The organism is Orenia sp. (assembly GCF_055140805.1).
This window is the reverse complement of record NZ_JBSQYM010000033.1, coordinates 1-21,271: the sequence shown is the minus strand read 5'-3', so window position 1 is coordinate 21,271 and position 21,271 is coordinate 1. Positions and strand designations below refer to the sequence as shown.

Sequence of the window (21,271 nt, the reverse complement as noted above, 5' to 3'; positions counted from 1 at the left end):
GGGGTCACACCTGTTCTCATTTCGAACACAGCAGTTAAGTCCTCCAGCGCCGATTGTACTGCAGGGGCAGCCCTGTGGGAGAGTAGGTCACTGCCAGAATCGTAGTGTTCCCTGATAGCTCAGTTGGTAGAGCAGATGGCTGTTAACCATCGAGTCGCAGGTTCGAGTCCTGCTCGGGGAGCCATTTTTTTATTTTTTGATACCTTAATTTAAGGTATCTTTTTTTATTTGTATATATATTTTTTTCTGTTGAATACTAATAATTGATATTATCAAAAGATTTTATATAAAAAGTTAAGTAATAATTAATCTGAGTGAGTTAATTAATGATAATCTCTACTAATAAGCATTAATAAGGTTTGTGCTTTACAACTCTTATTATATAATATAGGTAAAGGTCAGAGTAGGTCAAAGAAGTTATAATTTAAGGAGAGGATGGTATGAAAAGCCTTTCTGATAGCATAGAAGACTATATTAAAGGACTATTGGAAGCTAATAATACTATAAAAATCCAAAGAAATAAATTAGCAGATAAATTTAATTGTGTACCTTCTCAAATTAATTATGTTTTAAAGACAAGATTTTCTTTTGAAAAAGGTTATATAATAGAAAGTTATCGTGGTGGGAATGGATATATTAAAATTACAAAGCTTAACTTAGATATTAATCAAAATATAATAAATAGACTATATAATATAATAGGAAATTATATTACTCAAAAAGAAGCATTTAGTATATTAGAACGGTTATTTGAAGAAGAGATTATAGATTTTTCCGAGAAATCATTATTAAAAACTATGGTTAGTAGAGATAGTATAGGGATAAGTTTACCATCTAGAGACATGATAAGAGCTCGATTACTGAAAAATGTTTTAAAAACTCTTTTAAGGATAAAGAGGTGAGAATATGCTATGTCAAAATTGTCAAGAGCGTGATGCAAAAGTTCATGTAAGCAAGGTTATTGATGGAGAGAAAGAGGATATATATCTTTGTGAAGAATGTGCTCATATAACTGGTGACTTAGATTTTGGTCTTGATTTTTCTTTTAATAATCTACTAACTGGGTTATTAAATAATCAATTTCATCCTCATCAAAAAATCAACTTATCAAACAATAAAATTAAATGTGAATTCTGTGAATTGACTTATGATACGTTTAGTAAAAGCGGGAGATTAGGTTGTAGTGAGTGTTACAACTCTTTTACAGATAAGATAGATAAAGTTTTAAGAAGAATACATGGAAACAACAGACATACAGGAAAGATACCTAAAAGAGCTGGTGAGAAAGTCATGGCCAAAAGGAAAGTCAAAGAGCTTAAGAATTTAATGGATGAAGCGGTAGCATTAGAAGAATTTGAAAGAGCAGCAGAACTGAGAGATGAGATTAAAGAATTGAAGGATGAAATTGGTGAATAAGAGAGGGGTGAGTTTATGATTGATGAACTTATAAGTCAATGGATGAAAAAGACTGGTCCTGATTCTGATGTGGTAATAAGTAGCAGGATTAGGTTAGCCCGCAACTTAGAGGATATTAGATTTACCAATCAGGCAAATGATGATGAATTAAAAGAAGTAATAGACAAGGTTAATAATCTGCTATTAAATAATAATAAATTTGATTTAACTTTGGTAGAGTTGGGTGATTTATCTAGAAATAAGAAGAATATGTTAGTAGAAAAGCATCTAATTAGTCCTGACTTGTCTGAAAGGCATATTAATAATGCCGTAGCATTATCTACTGAAGAAACTATTAGCTTAATGATTAATGAAGAAGATCATTTACGTTTGCAAGTTCTTTTACCTGGCTTACAATTACAAGAAGCATGGGATTTAGCTGATAAAATAGATGATTACTTAGAGCAAGAAATTAACATAGCTTTTGATGAGAAGTATGGTTATTTAACAGCTTGTCCTACAAATGTAGGTACAGGATTAAGGTCATCTATAATGGTTCATTTACCTGCTTTAACAATGATAAATAGAGTGAAAAAATTTATATCTGCAATATCTCAATTGGGATTAGCTGTTAGAGGGTTATATGGAGAAGGAAGTGAAGCAGTAGGTAACTTATATCAAATATCTAATCAAGTAACTTTAGGAAGATCCGAAGATGAGATAATAGAGAATCTAATAGAAGTAACTCACCAAATTATTACTCAGGAGAGAAATGCTAGAGAGATTTTGTTAAAGGAAAAAGAGATATTCTTAAAAGATCAAATTTATCGTGCCTATGGTATTTTAAAATATGCTTATAAGATATCTGTAGAAGAGGCAATGAAACTGATTTCAAATGTAAGGTTGGGTATTGACTTGGGTATAATAGATGATATAGAATCCACGATTTTAAATCAACTCATGGTAATTATTAGACCAGCTACTCTGCAAGTGCTTAAAGGTGAAGAGATGACAATAGAAGATAGGCATATTTATAGGGCACAATTGATAAGAGAGAGGTTACAGTGAGGAGGGAGTCAAATGATTTTTAGTAGATTTACTGATAGATCTCGAAAAGTAATGGCATTATCTCAAGAAGAAGCAAAAAGATTTAATCATAACTATATTGGAACAGAACATCTGTTATTAGGTTTGATTAAAGAAGGAGAGGGCATAGCTGCTAAAGCTCTAAAGACAAGTGGTTTTAGTTTAGACCAATTAAGAAAAAAAGTAGAAGATATGATTGGAAAGGGAAAAGAAAAAGCTACTGATAATAATTTACCCTTTACTCCTAGAACTAAGAAAGTTTTAAATTTATCTTTAGAAGAAGCAAGACGCTTAGGGCATAATTATATAGGAACGGAACATTTATTACTTGGTCTACTCAAAGAAGGAGAAGGTATAGCTGCCAGGGTTTTGAATGAAGAAGGTGCAGAAATTAATAAGATTCAATCAGAAATAATTAAATTATTAGGGGGAGCTAATATTAGTAGTAAAGGTAATTATTCTCCTAAAAGTAGTTCTAAAAATTTACAACAATTCAGTACAGATTTAACTCAATTAGCTAGTGAAAATCAATTAGACCCAGTAATTGGACGAAGCAAAGAGATAGAAAGAGTCATTCAAATTCTAAGTCGTCGTAAAAAAAACAATCCATGCTTGATTGGTGAGCCTGGTGTAGGAAAGACTGCCATTATAGAAGGGTTAGCACAGAAAATTGTAGAAGGTGATGTTCCTGAAACTTTAATGAATAAAAGGGTATTAGCTTTAGATTTGAGTTCCCTATTAGCTGGTTCTAAATATAGAGGAGAGTTTGAAAAGAGACTAAAAGCAGTAATGAATGAAATTAAAGAGTCAGGAGATGTTATATTATTTATTGATGAATTGCATACTTTGGTAGGTGCAGGAGGAGCAGAAGGTGCTATTGATGCTGCTAATATTCTAAAACCACCATTAGCTAGAGGTGAGTTACAGACTATAGGAGCTACAACTTTAAATGAATATCGTAAATATATCGAGAAAGATTCTGCTTTAGAGAGAAGATTTCAATCGGTAACAGTTGAAGAACCTAGTGTAGAAGATACTAAAGAAATTTTAAAAGGATTACGTGATGCTTATGAAGCTCATCACAGAGTTAAGATTACCGATGAAGCTATCAATGCAGCTGCAGAATTATCTCATCGCTATATCAGTGATCGCTTTTTACCTGATAAGGCGATTGATTTAATAGATGAAGCAGGTTCAAAAGCTAGGTTGCAACAAAATACTGCTCCAAGTGAGATAAAGGAGTTGGATAAAGAGTTAGAAAAAATTCAGCAGGAGAAAGAAGCAACTATTAAAGCTCAAGAATTTGAAGCAGCAGCCCAGTTAAGAGATAAAGAAAAGAATATCAAAGAGAGACTAGAAGAGATAAAGACAGAGTGGAAGAATGAAAAGGGGATGAATAATACTGATATTACTCGGGAGAGCATTGCTAGAACAGTGTCAGATTGGACTGGTGTGCCTGTGATGAAGTTAGCTGAAGCCGAATCCGACAAATTACTTAATTTGGAAGAAGAACTTCACAATCGGGTTATAGGTCAAGATGAAGCGGTTTATGCGGTCTCCCAAGCAATTAGAAGGTCTCGAGCAGGGTTAAAAGATCCAAAAAGGCCAATTGGTTCATTTATCTTCTTAGGTCCAACAGGTGTAGGAAAGACAGAATTAGCTAAAACATTAGCTGAAGTAATGTTTGGTGATGAAGATGCAATGATTAGAATTGATATGTCAGAGTATATGGAGAAACATTCAGTTTCTAGATTAGTTGGTGCTCCTCCTGGTTATGTTGGTCACGAAGAAGCTGGGCAACTAACTGAGAAGGTAAGGCGTCGACCTTATTCTGTTATTTTATTTGATGAGATTGAGAAGGCTCATCCTGAAGTCTTCAATATATTATTACAGGTATTAGAAGATGGTCAATTGACAGATTCACAAGGTAGAACTGTAGATTTTAGAAATACTGCTTTGATTATGACCTCAAATGTAGGAGCTAATGTTATTCAAAATAAATCTGCTACTCTTGGATTTAAAACTATTGAAACTGATGTAGAGAATAAAGAATATGAAGAGATGAAAAATAGGGTAAAATCCAAATTAAAGGATACCTTTAGACCAGAATTTTTAAATAGGTTGGATGAGGTTATTGTCTTTCATGCCTTAGGTGAAGAGCATATTAAAGAAATAGTAGATTTAATGCTAGAAGAATTAGAAGATAGGTTAAAAGAGCGTAATATAAGAATAGAGATTAGTCAAGCAGCTAAAGAGATGCTTGCTCAAGAAGGTTATGATAGAGAATTTGGTGCAAGACCTTTACGCAGAACGATAAGACGCCTTATTGAGAATCCTCTTGCTGAAAAATTCTTATCAAAAGAATTTGATGATGGTGATACTATTAAGATAGACCTTGAGAACAATGGTTTAAAATTTACTAAGTAGCAACAAAGAGCAGGGGGAAATCCACCCTGCTTTCTTTTTATATCATTGTAACTGTATGGCGTTAATAACTGGTTATATATAGGTTCGTGAATTTAGAATAAAATTTAACTATGACGCTATATAATGAAAAAGCGACATTTAGGAGGTAGGTGGGTAGGGATTAGGAAAATCCAACTACCTAACTACCCACCCCCTAACTATTTAATAAAAAAGTGTCCCAATATACCTGTTAAGTTTCGTTCTGAATTTACATATCTATAAGTATATTTATCTAGGTAAGTATGACTATAATCATTAATAGCTATAATATTAATATATTTATCGACTGATTAGCTATTAAAGTTTTCATAAAATCATTGATTCATCTTAAAATTTCGCAAAAGGTTGCTTACTTGTTAATTTTACAAAAAAATGTTATAATAAGATGCAGGATATTAATTATTTGATTAGGTGATTTTTCAATGGCAAAAAAGAAAAGAAGATATATATGTCAAAAATGTGGTTATCAAGCCTTAAAATGGAGTGGAAAGTGCTTAGGTTGTAATAGCTGGAACACATTAGTTGAAGAAATTATTGATACCAAAGAGCAGAAGAAAGAAGCACAGGTAACTACGAATATAAGGCCAGAAAAGATAAGTGATATAGAGATTAAATCTGAAGATAGAAAGAAGACCGGTTTTGCAGAATTGGATAGAGTATTAGGTGGAGGGATTGTTCCAGGGTCTTTAATTTTAATTGGAGGAGATCCTGGAATAGGTAAATCCACTCTTTTATTGCAAACATCCTATAATGTTAGTCAGATATACGATAAAGTATTGTACATATCAGGGGAAGAATCATCAAGGCAAATAAAATTACGGGCTGATAGATTAGGGACTGTTAATTCAAGTATGTATATATTGGCAGAAACAAATTTATTGGCTATTACCACCAATGTTGAGGATCTCAATCCTGATTTATTAATTATTGATTCAATTCAAACCATATATAACCCTAATTTAGAATCTGCTCCTGGAAGTGTTAGTCAAGTAAGAGATGCTACCGGGAGATTGATGAGACTAGCTAAAAAGAATAATATTCCAATTTTTATTGTCGGTCATGTTACTAAAGAAGGGTCCATTGCTGGACCAAGAGTTTTGGAGCATATGGTAGATACGGTATTATATTTTGAAGGGGACCGCCATTATACGTATCGAGTCTTAAGAGCTGTCAAGAATCGTTTTGGTTCTACTAATGAAATAGGTATCTTTGAAATGAGACAAGGTGGTTTAGCAGAAGTGTTGAATCCTTCCCAATTATTTATTTCAGAGAGAGCTAGTAATGTTTCTGGTTCTGTTATTATACCTTGTATGGAAGGAAGTAGACCTATTTTAATAGAATTACAGTCTTTAGTGAGTTCTGCTACCTTTGGTACCCCAAGTAGAATGACAACAGGTGTAGACCATAAGCGTGTTTCTTTACTTTTAGCTGTTTTAGAGAAGAAGCTGGGGCTTCATATTCAAGGCCAAGATGTTTATATTAATATTGCTGGTGGTTTTCAAGTTGATGAGCCTGCAGTAGATTTAGGGTTGATTTCAGCAGTTGTCTCTAGTTTCAGAGATATTGCTATACCTCAAGAGTTTGTTATTTTGGGTGAGGTTGGCCTATCTGGTGAAGTAAGAGCAATCAGTCAAATTGAAAAAAGAATTAATGAAGCTAGTAAATTGGGATTTACTAAGTTTATTATACCTAAAAGTAATAGTGAAGAATTAGATTATTCAGATATAGAGATTTATGGAGTTAGTAATGTCTATCAAGTTTTGGATCTTATATTAGGGGGGTGAATAAATGAGTTTCAATGATGAAGAGTTTACTGAAATATTAAAACTAGTTGCTCCAGGAACCCCTTTTAGAGAAGGATTAGAGAATGTTTTGCGAGCTAAGACAGGTGCTTTAATTGTAGTAGGTGATAGTGAAGAGGTTTTGGCAGCTGTTGATGGAGGATTTAATATCAATTGTGAAATGACGCCTACTAGATTATATGAACTTGCTAAGATGGATGGTGCAATTGTATTAAGTAGTGATGCCCAAAGGATTTTATGTGCAAATACACAACTGGTTCCTGATCCTTCAATTTCTTCAGTAGAAACAGGTACTAGACACCGTACTGCTGAGCGAATAGCTAAACAGACTGGAGAACTTGTTGTATCAATTTCTCAAAGAAGGAATATAATAACTCTATATAAAGAAGATAAAAAATATATATTAGAGCAGATTAGTGTTATTTTAACAAAGGCTAATCAAGCAATCCAGACCTTGGAAAAATATAGAAGTGTTTTAGATCAAGTCCTAACAAATTTAAGTGCTTTGGAATTTGAAGATTTAGTTACTATTTCTGATGTAGCTACTGCTGTTCAGAGAGCTGAGATGGTATTAAGGATTGTTGAAGAGATTGAGAAGTATATTAATGAGTTAGGTAGTGAGGGTCGTTTGATTAAGATGCAATTAGAAGAGTTAGTGGCTAATGTTAAAGAAGAAGGTTTGTTAATTATTAAAGATTATCAAGCTGAGATGGAAGGTGAGGAAGAGATAAATGATGAGGAGTCTATTGATATTTTTGAGAAATTCTCTTCATATGTGTCCGATGAGTTGCTCAGTTTATCCACGATAAGTAAGCATTTAGGTTATGGTGGTAATATAAATGCTCTAGATTTATCTATTTCGCCTCGAGGCTATAGATTATTAAGGAAGATTCCACGTGTACCAATGACAGTTATTGAAAACTTAGTAGAGGTATTCGGCGATTTCCAAGAAATACTTAATGCATCTATTGATGAATTAGATGATGTTGATGGAATTGGTGAAGTAAGAGCACAGGCGATAAAAGAAGGACTAAAAAGGTTGAGAGATCAAGTCTTATTAGATCGGCATATTTAGTGGTATTCATTGACATTATAAGGTATATATGATATAATTAAAAGGAGTATCATGCATTGAATGGGGGTTATATTAATGTTTGAAGTGGGAGATAAGATTGTTTATCCAAACCATGGTGCCGGAACAATTATAGATATAGAACAGAAAGAAATCTTGGGAGAGAAGAAGCAATATTATATTATGAAGTTACCAATTGGTGATATGAAAGTAATGATTCCTAAAGATAATGTTGAAGAGATTGGACTTCGTAATGTAGTAGATAGTGATATGGTCTCTAAAGTTTATCAAGTTTTAAAAGGAGATCAAAGTGAGATGTCCCAAAATTGGAATCGACGTTTTAGAGCTAATACTGAGAAGATAAAGACTGGAGATATCTTTGAAGTTGCAGAGGTTGTTAGAAATTTAACTATTAGAGATATAATTAAAGGTCTGTCTACGGGAGAAAAAAAGATGTTGAATAATTCTCGACAAATCTTAATCAGTGAATTAGTTTTGGCTGAGGGTAAGGATGAGAAGGAAGTTGAAGAAAAAATTAATACTATATTTGATGAACAAGAATTTGAAGAAGAATAAAATTTGACGTCAGGTTTACCTGGCGTTTTAGCTTTATCAGTAATAATTATCAAATTTTTTATTTAAAGGAAATTTTTCATAAAATATTTAGATCTAAATATTTTATGATAGTATAACCATTAAACTGTAGACTGGTATTTAAATTAAAGTTAAGTTGGATGGTAATGATGGTTGTTTAGAAAAGGTAAAAAATAGGAAGGATTCTTTCTATCTAATGGTTGTAAGGAGTTAAAAGGATAAATAAGAATGATTAATTTAAAACTTTAATGAAGATTAGGTAACTATTCTAAAAAGGAGGTGATAAAGATGTTAAATAAGTTTTGGAGGTTGATATTTACTGCTGTTGGGGGAGTATTGGGTTATCAGATTGTAGATTATTTGAATTTATCTGAAGAGATAACTTTAGACTTCTACAACCTTGTTACAAATAATAATATCTATGGAATAATAGTGGGTGCTTTACTAGGATTTATATTATTACCTTATATAGTAGAAAACATCGTACAACTTATAGTCAAATTTGAAAATAATTTAGAAGGAGTTCCTGGTAAAGATATTATAGCAGGTATCTGTGGGTTGATAGTTGGATTACTTTTAGGTGTATTGATTGTCATTGCTTTTTCAATACAGGCTATTCCGACATTTGGTTTATGGATTCAAATAGCTGTTAATTTAATTCTGGGTTATTTAGGTTGGAATCTAGCAGTTAATAAGAGTAAGGAATTATTTAATATTTTAATACAAGCTAATAAGAAGGATAATTCAACAGAAGTTAATGATTCAGAAGTTTTAGGGGCAAGCTGTAAAATTTTAGATACAAGTGCGATTATTGATGGTAGAATAGCTGATATTTGTCAAACTGATTTTATTGAAGGGGTAATGGTTATACCTAAATTTGTTTTAGAGGAATTACAACATATTGCTGATTCCCCTGATCTTTTGAAGAGAAATCGCGGTAGAAGAGGTTTAGATATTTTAAAGAAAATTCAAAAAGAGTTAGAAGTGACTGTAGAAATTTATGAACAAGATTTCCATGATATTGATGAAGTAGATAGTAAACTAGTTAAATTAGCTAAAGTTTTAAATGGTAAAGTAATTACTAATGATTATAATTTAAATAAAGTAGCTGAGTTGCAAGGTGTTTCGGTTTTAAATATCAATCAATTAGCTAATGCTGTTAAGCCGGTTGTATTACCAGGTGAAGAGATGGAAGTTAAGATAATTAAAGATGGAAAAGAACCAGGACAAGGTATAGGATATCTAGATGATGGTACTATGATTGTTGTCGACCATGGTAAAGATTATGTTGGTGATACTATAGATATTTTAGTGACAAGTATTTTACAGACATCTGCTGGTAGGATGATATTTGCTAAACCTAAATTTTTAGCTAGACAAGCTTTATAGTAATTAATAATTGATTGCTGGTAACTGCTGGCAATCAATTATTAATGATTGGACTAATGGGGGAGTTTTTAATGAAGGTAAGTGTGGTAATTCCGGCAGCGGGACAAGGCAAGAGAATGAAAGCTAATAAGAACAAACAATTTTTATTATTGAATGACAAACCAATTTTGGCCCATACAATTGATATATTTGAGGGGCGTGCTGATATTGATGAGATAATAGTGGTTGCTCAAGCTGACGAGATAGATTATTGTCAATCGGAAATAATACATAAATATAATTTTAATAAAGTGAGTAAAATAATAGAAGGTGGAAGAACAAGACAAGAATCGGTTTATAATGGATTGAAAGCAGTATCTGAAAAAGCTGATTTTATTTTAATTCATGATGGTGCACGACCATTATTGACAAATGAGTTAATTAAACATATAATTACAGAGGTTGAAAAGTATCAAGCAGTAGCTATTGGTGTTCCAGTAAAAGATACAATCAAAATAATTAATCGAGATAAAGTTATTATAGATACTCCTACAAGGGATAACTTAATTGCTATTCAGACACCACAGGCTTTTAAAAGAAATTTAATATTACAGGCTTATCAGAAGGCTTTTGATGATGATTATTTGGGAACAGATAGTTCTAGCTTGGTAGAAAGACTGAATAAAGAGGTAAAAGTTATAGAAGGGTCTTATGAAAACTTAAAGATAACTACTTCAGAAGATTTAGAATTTGCAGAGAGAATTATATCAAGGAGGTAGGTATGAGGGTAGGTATTGGTTATGATGTTCACAAACTGATAAAAGGAGAAAGTTTAATATTAGGCGGGGTTGAGATAGATTATTATTATGGTTTAGAGGGCCATTCTGATGCTGATGTTCTATTACATGCTATTAAAGATGCATTATTAGGAGCAGTAGGAGAAGGTGATATTGGTCGCCATTTTCCAGATAATAATCCTAAATATAAAGGTATTTCTAGTTTAAAGTTATTGCAGGAAGTAAGTAACCTACTTTTTAATAAAGGTTTTGAGCTTAATAATTTAGATGGTGTAATTATTGCTCAAAAGCCCAAATTGGCACCTTATATCAAGCAAATGGAGAAGAATATAGCTCAGATTTTAAATGTAGATGTAAATAGAGTAAATATAAAGGCCACAACAACGGAAAGGTTAGGTTTTGTTGGTAGAGAAGAAGGGATTGCAGCAGAAGCGATAGTAAGTGTAAAAGAAAGGTAGGTATAAATAATGCTAGTTAAAGAGCTAATGAGTGGAAATATAATTACAGTCAGTCCAGGAGCAACAGTTGGGGAAGCAGAACGGTTAATGAGTGTAAATAGTATTGGTAAAATAGTAGTAGCAGAAGATAAAAAGGTAATGGGAATTGTAACTGATGGTGATTTGGTAAATCAACATGATTTGAATATACTTATTAAAGAGGTCATGGAAGCAGAAGTGATTACAATAAATGAAAACAAGAGTATTCAAGAGGCTGCTCAGTTACTATCAGATAATCAAATTAGTGGAGTGCCTGTGGTGAATAATGAAGGAAAACTTGTAGGTATTATTACTTCTTCTGATATTGTTTCAGGTTATGTCAAAGAGGAGAGAACTGCTAAGTTGTCCCCAGAGAGTTCTGCAATTTATCTGTCAATGACCAGAAGTAGAGAATATGAAAATTACTGGTTAGATAAGATCAAAGGATATGGATACAGAGTTGCCATTACTCAAACTGGTGCAAATGCTGAAAACTTACCTATTAAGCTAAGAGAGAGTACAACGGTAGCGGCAATTGCTCGTGGAGTTGTTAAAGAGAATTTAAGAGAGAAGATGGCTGTATCTAATGCTGTTAAGGATGCTTATACTCAACTTAATTTAGTTAATCCTGGTTTAGGTGGAGGCTTTAAAGTTGCTATTGTACGAGGTGAAGGTAGGTTAGCAGTAGCTGTATTTGGAAAGTTTGGACATGCTTTGGTCGACGGACCAGAACAATTATCTGTAGGGATGAGTGTAATTTAATAATATACAAGGGCGGTCAGTTAATCTGGTTGCCCTTTGTTTTAGTGAGAAATAGTTAGCTTGCAAAGGCTTATAAGATGTTTTATAATAAAAATAATTATAAAGTTATGGAAGGGAGAAAGTTATGAGTGATATTAGAGTAAGGTTTGCTCCAAGTCCAACAGGGCAGATACATATTGGAAATATTAGAACGGCTTTATTTAACTATTTATTTGCTAAAAAGAATAATGGAACATTTATTCTAAGAATAGAAGACACAGATAGAGAACGTTCTACTAGTGAATTTGAAGAGGTTATTCATCGTGAGATGGATTGGTTAGGTTTAGAATGGGATGAAGGTGTTAAGGTTGGTGGAGATCATGGACCTTATCGACAGATGGAAAGGTTAGATATTTACCAAGACTATGTAGATCAGCTTTTGGATAAAGGTTTAGCGTATTACTGTTATTGTAGTCCTGAAGAGTTAGATGAAATGAGAGAAGAGCAACGTCAACAAGGTCAACCACCACGCTATACTGGCAAATGTCGCTGTTTAGGACAAGAAGAAAAGAATAAGCTAGAAGCGGAGGGCAGAAAGCCAGTTGTTAGATTTAAAGTTCCAGATGAGCAAAAAGAGCTTATTGTTGATGATTTAATTCGAGGAAGAGTATCTTTTAGTAGTGAGGTCATTGATGATTTTGTAATAGTAAAGTCTGATGGAATCCCTACATACAACTTTGCGGTAGTTGTAGATGATTATTTAATGAAGATTAGTCATGTTATTCGTGGAGAGGATCATTTATCTAATACTCCAAAGCAACAATTATTATATGAGGCTTTGGGTTGGGAATCTCCTAGATTTGCCCATCTATCAATGATTTTAGGTACTGATAAGTCCAAGTTGAGTAAAAGAAGTGGAGAGGCCTATGTATATGTAAGTGAATATCGTAAAAAGGGATATTTATCTGAAGCCTTAATTAACTTTTTATCATTACTAGGGTGGTCTCCAGAGGATGAAGAGGAGATATTAAGTAAGGAAGATATCATTAAGCAGTTCTCTATAGAAAGGGTTAATAAAAGTGCTGCTGTCTTTGATGTAGAAAAGCTAAATTGGATGAATGGAATGTATATTAGAGCCGCCCAGTTAGATCAAATAGTAGAATTAGCAAAACCTTATATTCTTGAAGCAGGCTATGATTTATCTGGTAAATCTGAAGAGTGGATTGGATTATTAGTAGATACTGTGAGAGGTTCTTTGGACTATTTGGCAGAAATTACTGACCATCTTGATATCTTTTTTGGTGAATTAGAATATAATGATAAAGAGAAGGTAGTAGAGGACTTTAAGCAAGACAAAGTGGATATAGTCTTTGAAACTTTAAAGGAGAATATCCTTGCTTTAGAAACTTTAGATCCTCAAGAGATCAAGAAGATGTTAAAGAAGACTCTTAAAAATCTACCTGTTGGAGGAAGATTATTCTATCATCCAACTAGATATGCTTTAACAGGAAAAGGATCAGGTCCAGAGCTATATAATATAATTGCTTTATTAGGAAAAGAAGAATGTGTTCATAGATTAGATAAAGCTTTATCTTTAAGATAAGTTTTATAAAAAATTAATGGCTATGAAAGGGATTAGTAGATTAGATTAATTCTTTTAGAGAGAAGGTATCATAGGCTGAAAATACCTTTAAGAATATCTAATTGAATGCCCCCTTGAGCTAAATAGCTGAAAAAGTATTAGTAGGTTATTTCGTTTAGTCGGCGTTATCTGACTAGAAAGTGAGTTATCTTATTAGTAGGGTAGCTAAGCAGAGTGGAACCACGGCCTGTCGTCTCTGAATTAAAGGGGATGATAGGTCTTTTTACTTGGGGGTGATAAATAATGTTGTTGGAAAAAATTAAAGATGATATTACTGTTATTTTTGAGCGTGATCCAGCGGCTACCAGTATATTAGAGGTTTTATTAACATATTCCGGATTACATGCAATTATTTTCTACAGAATAGCTCATCCATTATATAAGATTGGTTTAAGGCTGATTCCTAGAATTATATCTCAGTTTGCTAGATTTATAACAGGCATTGAGATACATCCAGGGGCTAAAATAGGTTCAGGTTTCTTCATAGATCATGGAATGGGAGTTGTTATTGGAGAGACTACTGAAATAGGAGATAATGTTACTATTTATCAAGGGGTAACTTTGGGGGGGACAGGAAAAGAGACTGGGAAAAGGCATCCGACTTTAGGTGATGATGTGATGGTCAGTGCTGGTGCCAAGATTTTAGGTTCGATAAAGATTGGGAATAATGTCAAGGTAGGGGCGGGTGCTGTGGTCTTAAAGCCAGTACCTGATAATTGTACTGTTGTAGGGATTCCAGGTAGAATTGTGATTAAAGATGGTAAGAAGATAAAGGATAAGTGTGTTGATTTAAACCATGCAGATTTACCAGATCCAGTACAGGAAATGTTAAATTGTATGAATAAAAGAATCAGAAAATTAGAAGAAGAACCAATGATTGAAAGGATGTGAGTAAGGTGACTTTAAAGGTATATAATTCTTTGTCAGGAGAAAAAGAGGTTTTTGAGACTTTAGAAGAGAACAAGGTTAAAATTTATTCCTGTGGACCAACAGTTTATGATTATTTTCATATTGGAAATGCTAGGGCCTTTATGGTTCCAGATATTATTAAGCGTTATTTAACATATAAAGGGTATGATGTGTTGCATGTGATGAACTTTACTGATATTGATGACAAGATGATTAATAGGGCCAATGAAGAAGGGATTAGTGTTCAAGAATTGGCAGAGAGATTTATCACTGCTTTCTTTGAAGATATAGAAAGGTTAAATATTAAGAAAGCAGATATCTATCCTAAGGCTACAGAGCATATTTCTGATATGATTGGGATGATTAAATCATTAGTAGAAGATGGCTTTGCTTATGAAAGCAATGGAGATGTTTATTTTAAAGTAGCCAAGTTTAGTGAGTATGGAAAGCTATCTAAGAAGAATTTAGAGGATTTAGTTGCAGGTGCTCGAGTAGAAGTAAGTGACAAGAAAGAGAACCCTTTGGATTTTGTCTTGTGGAAAGCAAGCAAAGATGGTGAGCCAAGTTGGGATAGTCCTTGGGGGGCAGGTAGACCTGGTTGGCATATAGAGTGTTCTGCAATGTCTAATAGATATTTAGGTGAAGAGTTTGATATTCACACAGGTGGAGTAGATTTAACCTTCCCTCATCATGAGAATGAGATTGCTCAAAGTGAGGCTTGTTGTGACCATCAGGTGGTTAATTACTGGATGCATAATGGTTACATCAATATTGATGGAGAGAAGATGTCTAAATCGTTAGGGAACTTCTTTACTACTAGAGAGATTTTGAAAAAAATTTCTGATGATGATAATTATGATAATGAATATGCTAGGGAAGTATTAAGATTTTTCTTAATTTCTAACCATTATCGTAGTCCAATTAATTTTAGTGATCGTGCTGTAGACGAAGCGGGAAAAAACCGTGAACGTTTAACTGGTACAGTTTCTAGGTTGGATTTTTTGTTAAGTAGAGATTCTGTAGATTTGAATGCAAAAGAAGACAATAAAGTATTAGAGGTTGAAAAAGATTTTATAAGTAAATTAAATGATTTATGTGAGCAAAAAAAGAATGAATTCATAGAAGCTATGGATGATGATTTTAATACAGCTTTAGCTATTGGTGCGTTACACGAGTTAACTACTGAAATTAATAAAGTTGTAAATAGAAGTGATTTCTTAATAACAGATAAAATTAAAAATGAAGCTTTAGATAAAGCTAGGTCTTTATTTATTGAACTTGGAGATGTTTTGGGAATTGATTTAAGTAAGCATAAAGGAGTTAGAAAAGTTGGACTTGAAATAGATTTAAAATCTTTATTATTGAAAATGATAGACAAATTAAACATAGAAATTAAAGGTAAGGAAAATTTAAAGGCAGAAGAATTAATTAATATTTTATTAAAGAAAAAAAGAAAGAGAGCAAGACAGGATAAAAACTATCAATTAGCCGATAATATCAGAGATGAATTAGCGGAAATAGGTATTGAAGTGAAGGATACTCCACAAGGAGCAGATTGGAATTTAAAGTAATACAGGTGATGAAATAGAAGGATATTGCGATGTTTTCAAGTTGATAGTGTATAGTGGATAGTTAAAAGGTTTTAAAGGTTTTTAAATTGAAGAAAATTAATGTTTGAACGAAGCAAAAATTGAACTAGAATTTAGAGTTTAATCAAGTTTTAAGTAAAGAATCTAATTAATGATAATATTTAGTATTTTGTTTGCTGAGAGAGTTTAATTTTCTTCTAGACCTTTTGGTTACTTTTAGGGCAATGCTAAAAGTAACTCGGAAAAAAGCTGATAAGCTTTTCCGAAAGATGTTTTAATAATTTTGCTCACCTTTAAAGTGAAAAGTGTCGTAATATCCCTATAATCTGATACTAATTTTCTTAATTCAACTAGCATAATAAATAAAGTTATCTTAATTGGAGGGGAAAGAATGTTTGGTGAATTAATTGAATTCCCAGGTCGTGCAGAACTATTAGCACCAGATACCATGGCTTATATAGGTGATAGTGTCTTTGAATTATTTATTAGAAATTTGATATTAGAAAGAAATATGGCAAAGCCAAATCAATTACATCAAGAGGTTATCCAATATGTTAACGCTACGGCACAAGCTAACTTGTTAGAAAAATTGAGAGATGATTTGACAAAAGAAGAGCTTGTAATCGTACGGAGAGGTAGAAATATCAAAACAAATGTTCCTAAGAATGCAAATCCTGCTGATTATCAATATAGTACAGCCTTTGAGGCATTAATTGGTTATTTATATTTAGCAGGAAAAGAACAAAGGTTACTAGAAGTATTTAATAAGATTAAAGAAATATTATAGTTAGTTAAGGAAGAGGGTCTAGATGATGAAGATTAGTAACTTTGAAGATACTGGCTTAACCAAGGTTGAGTCATGGATTAAAGATAATAATATTAGTAATTTGGATATAGATACACTTAAAGAGGTTTTAAAAACTATCAACATTTCTTTTGTAGCTGAAGGGATTAATAGAGTACAAAGTACATTGTTGTGTGAACTAAAAGATTCTTATGTACAACAGAGTCAGAGATATGTAACTATGGGTGACGATAGTTATTCTTTTCTAGAATTGTCAAGCAATGATGACAGAAAAGCTAGAGAGTTAAGTGATAGAGCCTTTGAACTATATGAAAAGATGTCTGAATTAAAAGCTGGAAATTTTAAAGGAAGGCCTAAGAAAGAGCATTATAAATATGGAATTCCGATAGAAGATGCAAGGTACATCTTACCACTTTCGACTAAAACTAATATCTCCATAGCTATGACTGGAAACAAACTTTGTAAACTATTTACTCTGCTCTATGATACAAGGTATTTTGAGTTGTTTAAGGGGTTTAGAGCTGAGTTTATAAAATATTTACCTGATGCTCTGGTTAAATTATTAGAAGATAAACATAATATTAATAATGGAAGTTTAATAAATAATTTATATAAAGATGATATGAATAGAATATCTACTGCCAATAATATGGTATTGTTAAGTTATTTTGACAATTTAGAGTTAAAGGTAGGATTGGGAGCTATAACCAGCACTTCTGCAGTCACACCTTCTAAGAAGTTAGAATCATGGGGAGAAGAAGCTACTGATAAAGCAAAAGGTTTGGTACAAAGAGTCTTAGGTTATGGACATGAAAGTATTGCTGAACAGGCTAGAACTACCTTTGGAATGATGTGTAGTATGGTTACCTATCATCAACAGATTCGTCATAGATTATCAGAGAATCATAGAGAGGACTTAACTAATCTTATTTTAGATATAAAAAGAGAAGTTGTTATACCTCCAAGTATTAAAAAGTCTGATTTTTGTCAGAAATATTTAGACTTAGTTAATGAGTTTAAAGAGTTTAGACTGTATATATTAAAGAAGTACGGTGAGGAGCAAGCATTATCATTTATATTAAATTGTGATCAAATTAAGTTGATAATTTCGACTAATGCTAGAATTGATAATACTATGTTAGCTGAAAGAATCTGTATAAATGCACAGTGGGAGATAAGAAAGTTATCTACTAAGAAATTAAGAGTTTTAAGAGGATTATCTGACGTATTATATGAAAACTCTCTTCCTTCTTGTATATATGGCAAATGTAAAGAAGGTAAACTGACATGCGGAAAGCAGTTAGAGATGAGAGAGAAGTTTTTATCTTAAGCTATAATTATTAAATATTAAGTGTTGTTTTTTTATATAAATATATAATTTGTTCAGTATAATTAAAAGAAAAATGAAAGTGGTGGAATAACAATGGTTAATGTTGAAGGAAGAAATCCTGTGATTGAAGCTTTAAGAGCAGGAAGAAAGATTGAAAAAATATTTATATTACACTCAGCACATGGTGGACCAATTGATGAGATTTATAAGCTAGCGAAGAAGAGAAATATTAAAGTAGATAAGGTGGATAATAATCAATTAGATAGTATGGCGGGATCTCATGCTCATCAAGGGGTAATTGCTGTAGCTGAAGAGCTTCAATACTGGGATATAGATGATTTAATTGAACATGCCAAAGAAGAGAGTGATGAACCATTATTGATTTTATTGGATGAATTAAAAGATCCTCATAACTTTGGTTCTATATTAAGGACGGCTGATGCAGCTGGGGCACAAGGGGTAATTATTCCTAATAGAAGGTCGGTTTCTTTTACTCCTGTGGTAGCTAAATCATCAGCTGGTGCGGTAGAATATGTACCAGTTGCTCAAGTGACCAATCTATCTCGGACTATAGATAAATTAAAGGATGCTGGTTTTTGGATTGGTGGTGCTGATATAGATGCAAGGCAGACCTGCTACCAAGCAAATTTAAAGGGGGCATTAGGATTAGTTATAGGAAGTGAAGGTAGTGGTATGAGGCGTTTAGTTAAAGAAAAATGTGATTTTTTAATCAAATTACCAATGAAAGGCCATGTAGATTCGTTGAATGCTTCGGTAGCTACTGGTATATTGATTTATGAGACTGTACGCCAAAGAGAGGAGTAATAAAGTGTTAAAAAAATCAGCTGTGATAAATTTTTTCTTTATTATTATAATGACTCTTATATCGTCAAAGATAGTCTATGCTAATAGTTTTGATAAAAGTATTATAAATAATATAGAGGTTTATCAGTTAACTGATATTATATCTACTTATACAACTTACTTTGATAGAGGGGATATAAATAGATCTACAAATATATCTATATCAGCTCAAAAGATAAATGGCAAGTTAATTATGCCAGAAGAAATTTTTTCTTTTAATAAGGTAGTTGGCCCAAGGACTAAGGAAGCTGGCTATCAAGAGGCAACGGAGATTATAAATGGAGAATTTGTACAGGGGGTTGGAGGGGGAGTGTGCCAGGTCTCATCAACTTTGTATAACTCTGTATTATTAGCTGATTTAGAGATTGTAGAAAGGGACAATCATTCTCGTCCAGTAGCTTATGTTCCTTTGGGTAGAGGTGCTACAGTTTATTATAACTACATTGACTTTAAATTTAGAAATAATGGTGACTCTCCTATACTTATCATAGCAAAAGTAGTTAAAAATAAGTTAACAATTACTTTCTTAGGTAAAGATAAAGGAGAGTATGTTGAAATTATAACTTCTGCAAAAAAAGTAATAAAGCCTAAAGTAGTAAGGCAGATTGATAGAGATTTGCCATTGGGATCAGAAAAAATTATAGCACATGGAAATAAAGGGTTTGAAGTTTTAGTAAGAAGGGTAGTAAAGAAGGGGAATAAAATTATAAAAAATGAATTTGTTTCTAAGGATATTTATTCACCTAAAGATACTATTATTAAAATTAATCCTAAAAATTAAATTAAGGAAAAAGTTACACCCATATCTACCTTGACTAAGAAAGATTACATAAGTTATAATAGAGGATGTAATCTTGAGGATAGGGTGGAGGGGGATTATGGGTGAAACAGAATCTAAATTACCAAGGATATATTGATTATGATAATATGACAGATGATGAAATTGTAGAATATGCTCAAAGTGGCGATAGTTTAGCTCTAGAATATTTAATTAAAAAATATAAGAGTTTTGTTAAGATTAAATCAAGGTCTTATTTCTTAATTGGTGCAGATAGAGAGGATATTATACAAGAAGGTATGATTGGACTGTATAAGGCAATTAGAGATTACAGAATTGATAAATTAGCATCTTTTCGTGCCTTTGCGGAGTTGTGTATTACTAGACAGATTATTACTGCCATCAAGACAGCGACACGACAGAAACATCAGCCTTTAAATTCTTATATATCTCTTAATCGACCAATTTTTAGTGAGGAATCTGATAGAACACTATTAGATGTATTAAGAAGTAGTAAGTTATCTAATCCTGAAGAGTTATTTATAACTTATGAGTCTTATGAAATTTTAGAGACTAGCATAAAAAAGATGCTTAGTGATTTAGAGTTAAAGGTTTTAATGGAATATTTGAAAGGAAAGAGCTATCAAGATATAGCTATTTGTTTAAAGCGCCATGTGAAATCAGTGGATAATGCTTTACAACGTGTCAAAAGGAAATTAGAAGAATTTTTAGAAAAGAATGATATTTGAGTTAAACTGGAGTAATTGCTTAATAATTTGGTTTAATCAATTTAAATCTTTAATAATTAAATTAAATTGATTTATTTAGTTCTTGACCTTTGGTTTTAAAAAGAATATAATATTATTGTTGTTTATTTGATGTGTTTAAGGAGGGGTTCCCGAGTGGTCAAAGGGAGCAGACTGTAAATCTGCCGGCGACGCCTTCAGAGGTTCAAATCCTCTCCCCTCCACCATTAATATGTAACAGTTAATAGTTGACAGTTGATAGTTAAGTTCATAAAAAATAAGAACTTATATTTAAGTTTTTGCTTTTATGGTTTTGACTGTCAACTGTACACTATACATTGTAAACTGAACTTGTTGTGCGGGAGTAGCTCAGTTGGCTAGAGCACCAGCCTTCCAAGCTGGGTGTCGCGAGTTCGAGTCTCGTTTCCCGCTCCAGCCCACGTAGCTCAGCAGGTAGAGCACTTCCATGGTAAGGAAGGGGTCACCGGTTCAAGTCCGGTCGTGGGCTCCAAATTTAATAATTAACATATAAACAGGTGATTTTGTATCACCTTTAATTTATATAATATATTTCTACATAATTTAGGAGGGAAATAAAATGGCAAAAGAAAAGTTTGAGAGAACGAAACCTCATGTTAATATTGGAACAATCGGTCACGTAGACCACGGTAAAACAACAACTACTGCAGCTATTACAAAGGTATTATCAAAAGGTGTAGGTGGATCTAACTTTGAAGACATCGATAATGCACCAGAAGAAAGAGAAAGAGGAATTACAATTGCTACTTCTCACGTAGAGTATGAAACAGAA

The 21,271-nt window shown here is 32.6% G+C and carries 20 protein-coding genes, 4 tRNA genes, 1 rRNA gene and 1 other annotated feature; all 25 genes read left to right on the top strand.

Annotated elements, in window-relative coordinates; all coding sequences use genetic code 11:
* A 5S ribosomal RNA gene (rrf, locus tag ACTCDL_RS05170) occupies positions 1 to 99 on the top strand; the annotation flags it as partial.
* Positions 100 to 108: 9 nt separating this feature from the next.
* Positions 109 to 184 (top strand) — tRNA-Asn (locus tag ACTCDL_RS05165).
* 256 nt (positions 185 to 440) lie between these two features.
* Positions 441 to 902, top strand: a complete 462-nt coding sequence (locus ACTCDL_RS05160; RefSeq protein WP_463174550.1) for a CtsR family transcriptional regulator — start codon at positions 441 to 443, stop codon at positions 900 to 902.
* Positions 903 to 906: 4 nt separating this feature from the next.
* Positions 907 to 1,416: a UvrB/UvrC motif-containing protein gene (locus ACTCDL_RS05155; protein ID WP_463174548.1), complete on the top strand. Its 510-nt coding sequence runs from the start codon at positions 907 to 909 to the stop codon at positions 1,414 to 1,416.
* Positions 1,417 to 1,431: 15 nt separating this feature from the next.
* A complete protein-coding gene (locus ACTCDL_RS05150; protein ID WP_463174546.1) occupies positions 1,432 to 2,463 on the top strand; it encodes a protein arginine kinase in 1,032 nt (343 codons plus the stop codon).
* Positions 2,464 to 2,475: 12 nt separating this feature from the next.
* Positions 2,476 to 4,908: an ATP-dependent Clp protease ATP-binding subunit gene (locus ACTCDL_RS05145; RefSeq protein ID WP_463174543.1), complete on the top strand. Its 2,433-nt coding sequence runs from the start codon at positions 2,476 to 2,478 to the stop codon at positions 4,906 to 4,908.
* A 461-nt stretch (positions 4,909 to 5,369) separates the two neighbouring features.
* Positions 5,370 to 6,731, top strand: a complete 1,362-nt coding sequence (gene radA, locus ACTCDL_RS05140; protein WP_463174541.1) for a DNA repair protein RadA — start codon at positions 5,370 to 5,372, stop codon at positions 6,729 to 6,731.
* Between the two features lie 4 nt (positions 6,732 to 6,735).
* The gene (gene disA, locus ACTCDL_RS05135) at positions 6,736 to 7,824 is read left to right on the top strand and encodes a DNA integrity scanning diadenylate cyclase DisA (RefSeq protein WP_463174539.1); all 1,089 of its coding nucleotides are present in this window, start codon (positions 6,736 to 6,738) and stop codon (positions 7,822 to 7,824) included.
* Positions 7,825 to 7,899: 75 nt separating this feature from the next.
* Positions 7,900 to 8,397 (top strand): CarD family transcriptional regulator, encoded by a 498-nt coding sequence (locus ACTCDL_RS05130; protein WP_463174538.1) that lies wholly within the window; start codon positions 7,900 to 7,902, stop codon positions 8,395 to 8,397.
* A gap of 306 nt (positions 8,398 to 8,703) precedes the next feature.
* A complete protein-coding gene (locus ACTCDL_RS05125) occupies positions 8,704 to 9,804 on the top strand; it encodes a PIN domain-containing protein (RefSeq protein ID WP_463174536.1) in 1,101 nt (366 codons plus the stop codon).
* A 71-nt stretch (positions 9,805 to 9,875) separates the two neighbouring features.
* On the top strand, positions 9,876 to 10,562 hold the full coding sequence (gene ispD / locus ACTCDL_RS05120) for a 2-C-methyl-D-erythritol 4-phosphate cytidylyltransferase (RefSeq protein WP_463174534.1): 687 nt from the start codon (positions 9,876 to 9,878) through the stop codon (positions 10,560 to 10,562).
* Between the two features lie 2 nt (positions 10,563 to 10,564).
* Positions 10,565 to 11,038: a 2-C-methyl-D-erythritol 2,4-cyclodiphosphate synthase gene (gene ispF, locus ACTCDL_RS05115; protein ID WP_463174531.1), complete on the top strand. Its 474-nt coding sequence runs from the start codon at positions 10,565 to 10,567 to the stop codon at positions 11,036 to 11,038.
* 9 nt (positions 11,039 to 11,047) lie between these two features.
* Positions 11,048 to 11,818 (top strand): HutP family protein, encoded by a 771-nt coding sequence (locus ACTCDL_RS05110; RefSeq protein ID WP_463174530.1) that lies wholly within the window; start codon positions 11,048 to 11,050, stop codon positions 11,816 to 11,818.
* 124 nt (positions 11,819 to 11,942) lie between these two features.
* Entirely contained in the window at positions 11,943 to 13,400 is a 1,458-nt protein-coding gene (gltX, locus tag ACTCDL_RS05105) for a glutamate--tRNA ligase (RefSeq protein ID WP_463174529.1), read from the top strand.
* Between the two features lie 13 nt (positions 13,401 to 13,413).
* Positions 13,414 to 13,640, top strand: a binding site (T-box leader).
* A gap of 45 nt (positions 13,641 to 13,685) precedes the next feature.
* Positions 13,686 to 14,330 (top strand): serine O-acetyltransferase, encoded by a 645-nt coding sequence (cysE, locus tag ACTCDL_RS05100; RefSeq protein ID WP_463174552.1) that lies wholly within the window; start codon positions 13,686 to 13,688, stop codon positions 14,328 to 14,330.
* A 5-nt stretch (positions 14,331 to 14,335) separates the two neighbouring features.
* A complete protein-coding gene (cysS, locus tag ACTCDL_RS05095) occupies positions 14,336 to 15,919 on the top strand; it encodes a cysteine--tRNA ligase (RefSeq protein ID WP_463174527.1) in 1,584 nt (527 codons plus the stop codon).
* A gap of 409 nt (positions 15,920 to 16,328) precedes the next feature.
* Entirely contained in the window at positions 16,329 to 16,724 is a 396-nt protein-coding gene (locus ACTCDL_RS05090; RefSeq protein WP_463174524.1) for a Mini-ribonuclease 3, read from the top strand.
* A 22-nt stretch (positions 16,725 to 16,746) separates the two neighbouring features.
* Positions 16,747 to 18,072 carry an FAD-dependent thymidylate synthase gene (locus ACTCDL_RS05085; RefSeq protein WP_463174523.1) on the top strand — a complete coding sequence of 442 codons (1,326 nt, stop codon included), beginning with the start codon at positions 16,747 to 16,749 and terminating at the stop codon, positions 18,070 to 18,072.
* 93 nt (positions 18,073 to 18,165) lie between these two features.
* The gene (gene rlmB / locus ACTCDL_RS05080; protein ID WP_463174521.1) at positions 18,166 to 18,897 is read left to right on the top strand and encodes a 23S rRNA (guanosine(2251)-2'-O)-methyltransferase RlmB; all 732 of its coding nucleotides are present in this window, start codon (positions 18,166 to 18,168) and stop codon (positions 18,895 to 18,897) included.
* A 4-nt stretch (positions 18,898 to 18,901) separates the two neighbouring features.
* A complete protein-coding gene (locus ACTCDL_RS05075; protein ID WP_463174519.1) occupies positions 18,902 to 19,717 on the top strand; it encodes a VanW family protein in 816 nt (271 codons plus the stop codon).
* 101 nt (positions 19,718 to 19,818) lie between these two features.
* The gene (sigH, locus tag ACTCDL_RS05070; RefSeq protein ID WP_463174518.1) at positions 19,819 to 20,463 is read left to right on the top strand and encodes an RNA polymerase sporulation sigma factor SigH; all 645 of its coding nucleotides are present in this window, start codon (positions 19,819 to 19,821) and stop codon (positions 20,461 to 20,463) included.
* 139 nt (positions 20,464 to 20,602) lie between these two features.
* A tRNA-Tyr gene (locus tag ACTCDL_RS05065) sits at positions 20,603 to 20,687 on the top strand.
* Positions 20,688 to 20,818: 131 nt separating this feature from the next.
* A tRNA-Gly gene (locus ACTCDL_RS05060) sits at positions 20,819 to 20,895 on the top strand.
* Positions 20,896 to 20,971: transfer RNA gene (locus ACTCDL_RS05055), tRNA-Thr, on the top strand. It abuts the tRNA gene before it with no gap.
* Positions 20,972 to 21,058: 87 nt separating this feature from the next.
* Positions 21,059 to 21,271 (top strand): GTP-binding protein (locus ACTCDL_RS05050; protein ID WP_463174517.1); only part of this gene is annotated, 213 nt, incomplete at its 3' end.

Coding starts and splice junctions, on each gene's coding strand:
- ACTCDL_RS05125 (WP_463174536.1), top strand. CDS start 8,704: ATGTTAAATAAGTTTTGGAGGTTGATATTTACTGCTGTTGGGGGAGTA.
- ACTCDL_RS05160 (WP_463174550.1), top strand. CDS start 441: ATGAAAAGCCTTTCTGATAGCATAGAAGACTATATTAAAGGACTATTG.
- ACTCDL_RS05090 (WP_463174524.1), top strand. CDS start 16,329: ATGTTTGGTGAATTAATTGAATTCCCAGGTCGTGCAGAACTATTAGCA.
- ispF (WP_463174531.1), top strand. CDS start 10,565: ATGAGGGTAGGTATTGGTTATGATGTTCACAAACTGATAAAAGGAGAA.
- ACTCDL_RS05150 (WP_463174546.1), top strand. CDS start 1,432: ATGATTGATGAACTTATAAGTCAATGGATGAAAAAGACTGGTCCTGAT.
- ACTCDL_RS05155 (WP_463174548.1), top strand. CDS start 907: ATGCTATGTCAAAATTGTCAAGAGCGTGATGCAAAAGTTCATGTAAGC.
- rlmB (WP_463174521.1), top strand. CDS start 18,166: ATGGTTAATGTTGAAGGAAGAAATCCTGTGATTGAAGCTTTAAGAGCA.
- ACTCDL_RS05130 (WP_463174538.1), top strand. CDS start 7,900: ATGTTTGAAGTGGGAGATAAGATTGTTTATCCAAACCATGGTGCCGGA.
- ispD (WP_463174534.1), top strand. CDS start 9,876: ATGAAGGTAAGTGTGGTAATTCCGGCAGCGGGACAAGGCAAGAGAATG.
- radA (WP_463174541.1), top strand. CDS start 5,370: ATGGCAAAAAAGAAAAGAAGATATATATGTCAAAAATGTGGTTATCAA.
- disA (WP_463174539.1), top strand. CDS start 6,736: ATGAGTTTCAATGATGAAGAGTTTACTGAAATATTAAAACTAGTTGCT.
- ACTCDL_RS05145 (WP_463174543.1), top strand. CDS start 2,476: ATGATTTTTAGTAGATTTACTGATAGATCTCGAAAAGTAATGGCATTA.
- ACTCDL_RS05085 (WP_463174523.1), top strand. CDS start 16,747: ATGATGAAGATTAGTAACTTTGAAGATACTGGCTTAACCAAGGTTGAG.
- ACTCDL_RS05110 (WP_463174530.1), top strand. CDS start 11,048: ATGCTAGTTAAAGAGCTAATGAGTGGAAATATAATTACAGTCAGTCCA.
- gltX (WP_463174529.1), top strand. CDS start 11,943: ATGAGTGATATTAGAGTAAGGTTTGCTCCAAGTCCAACAGGGCAGATA.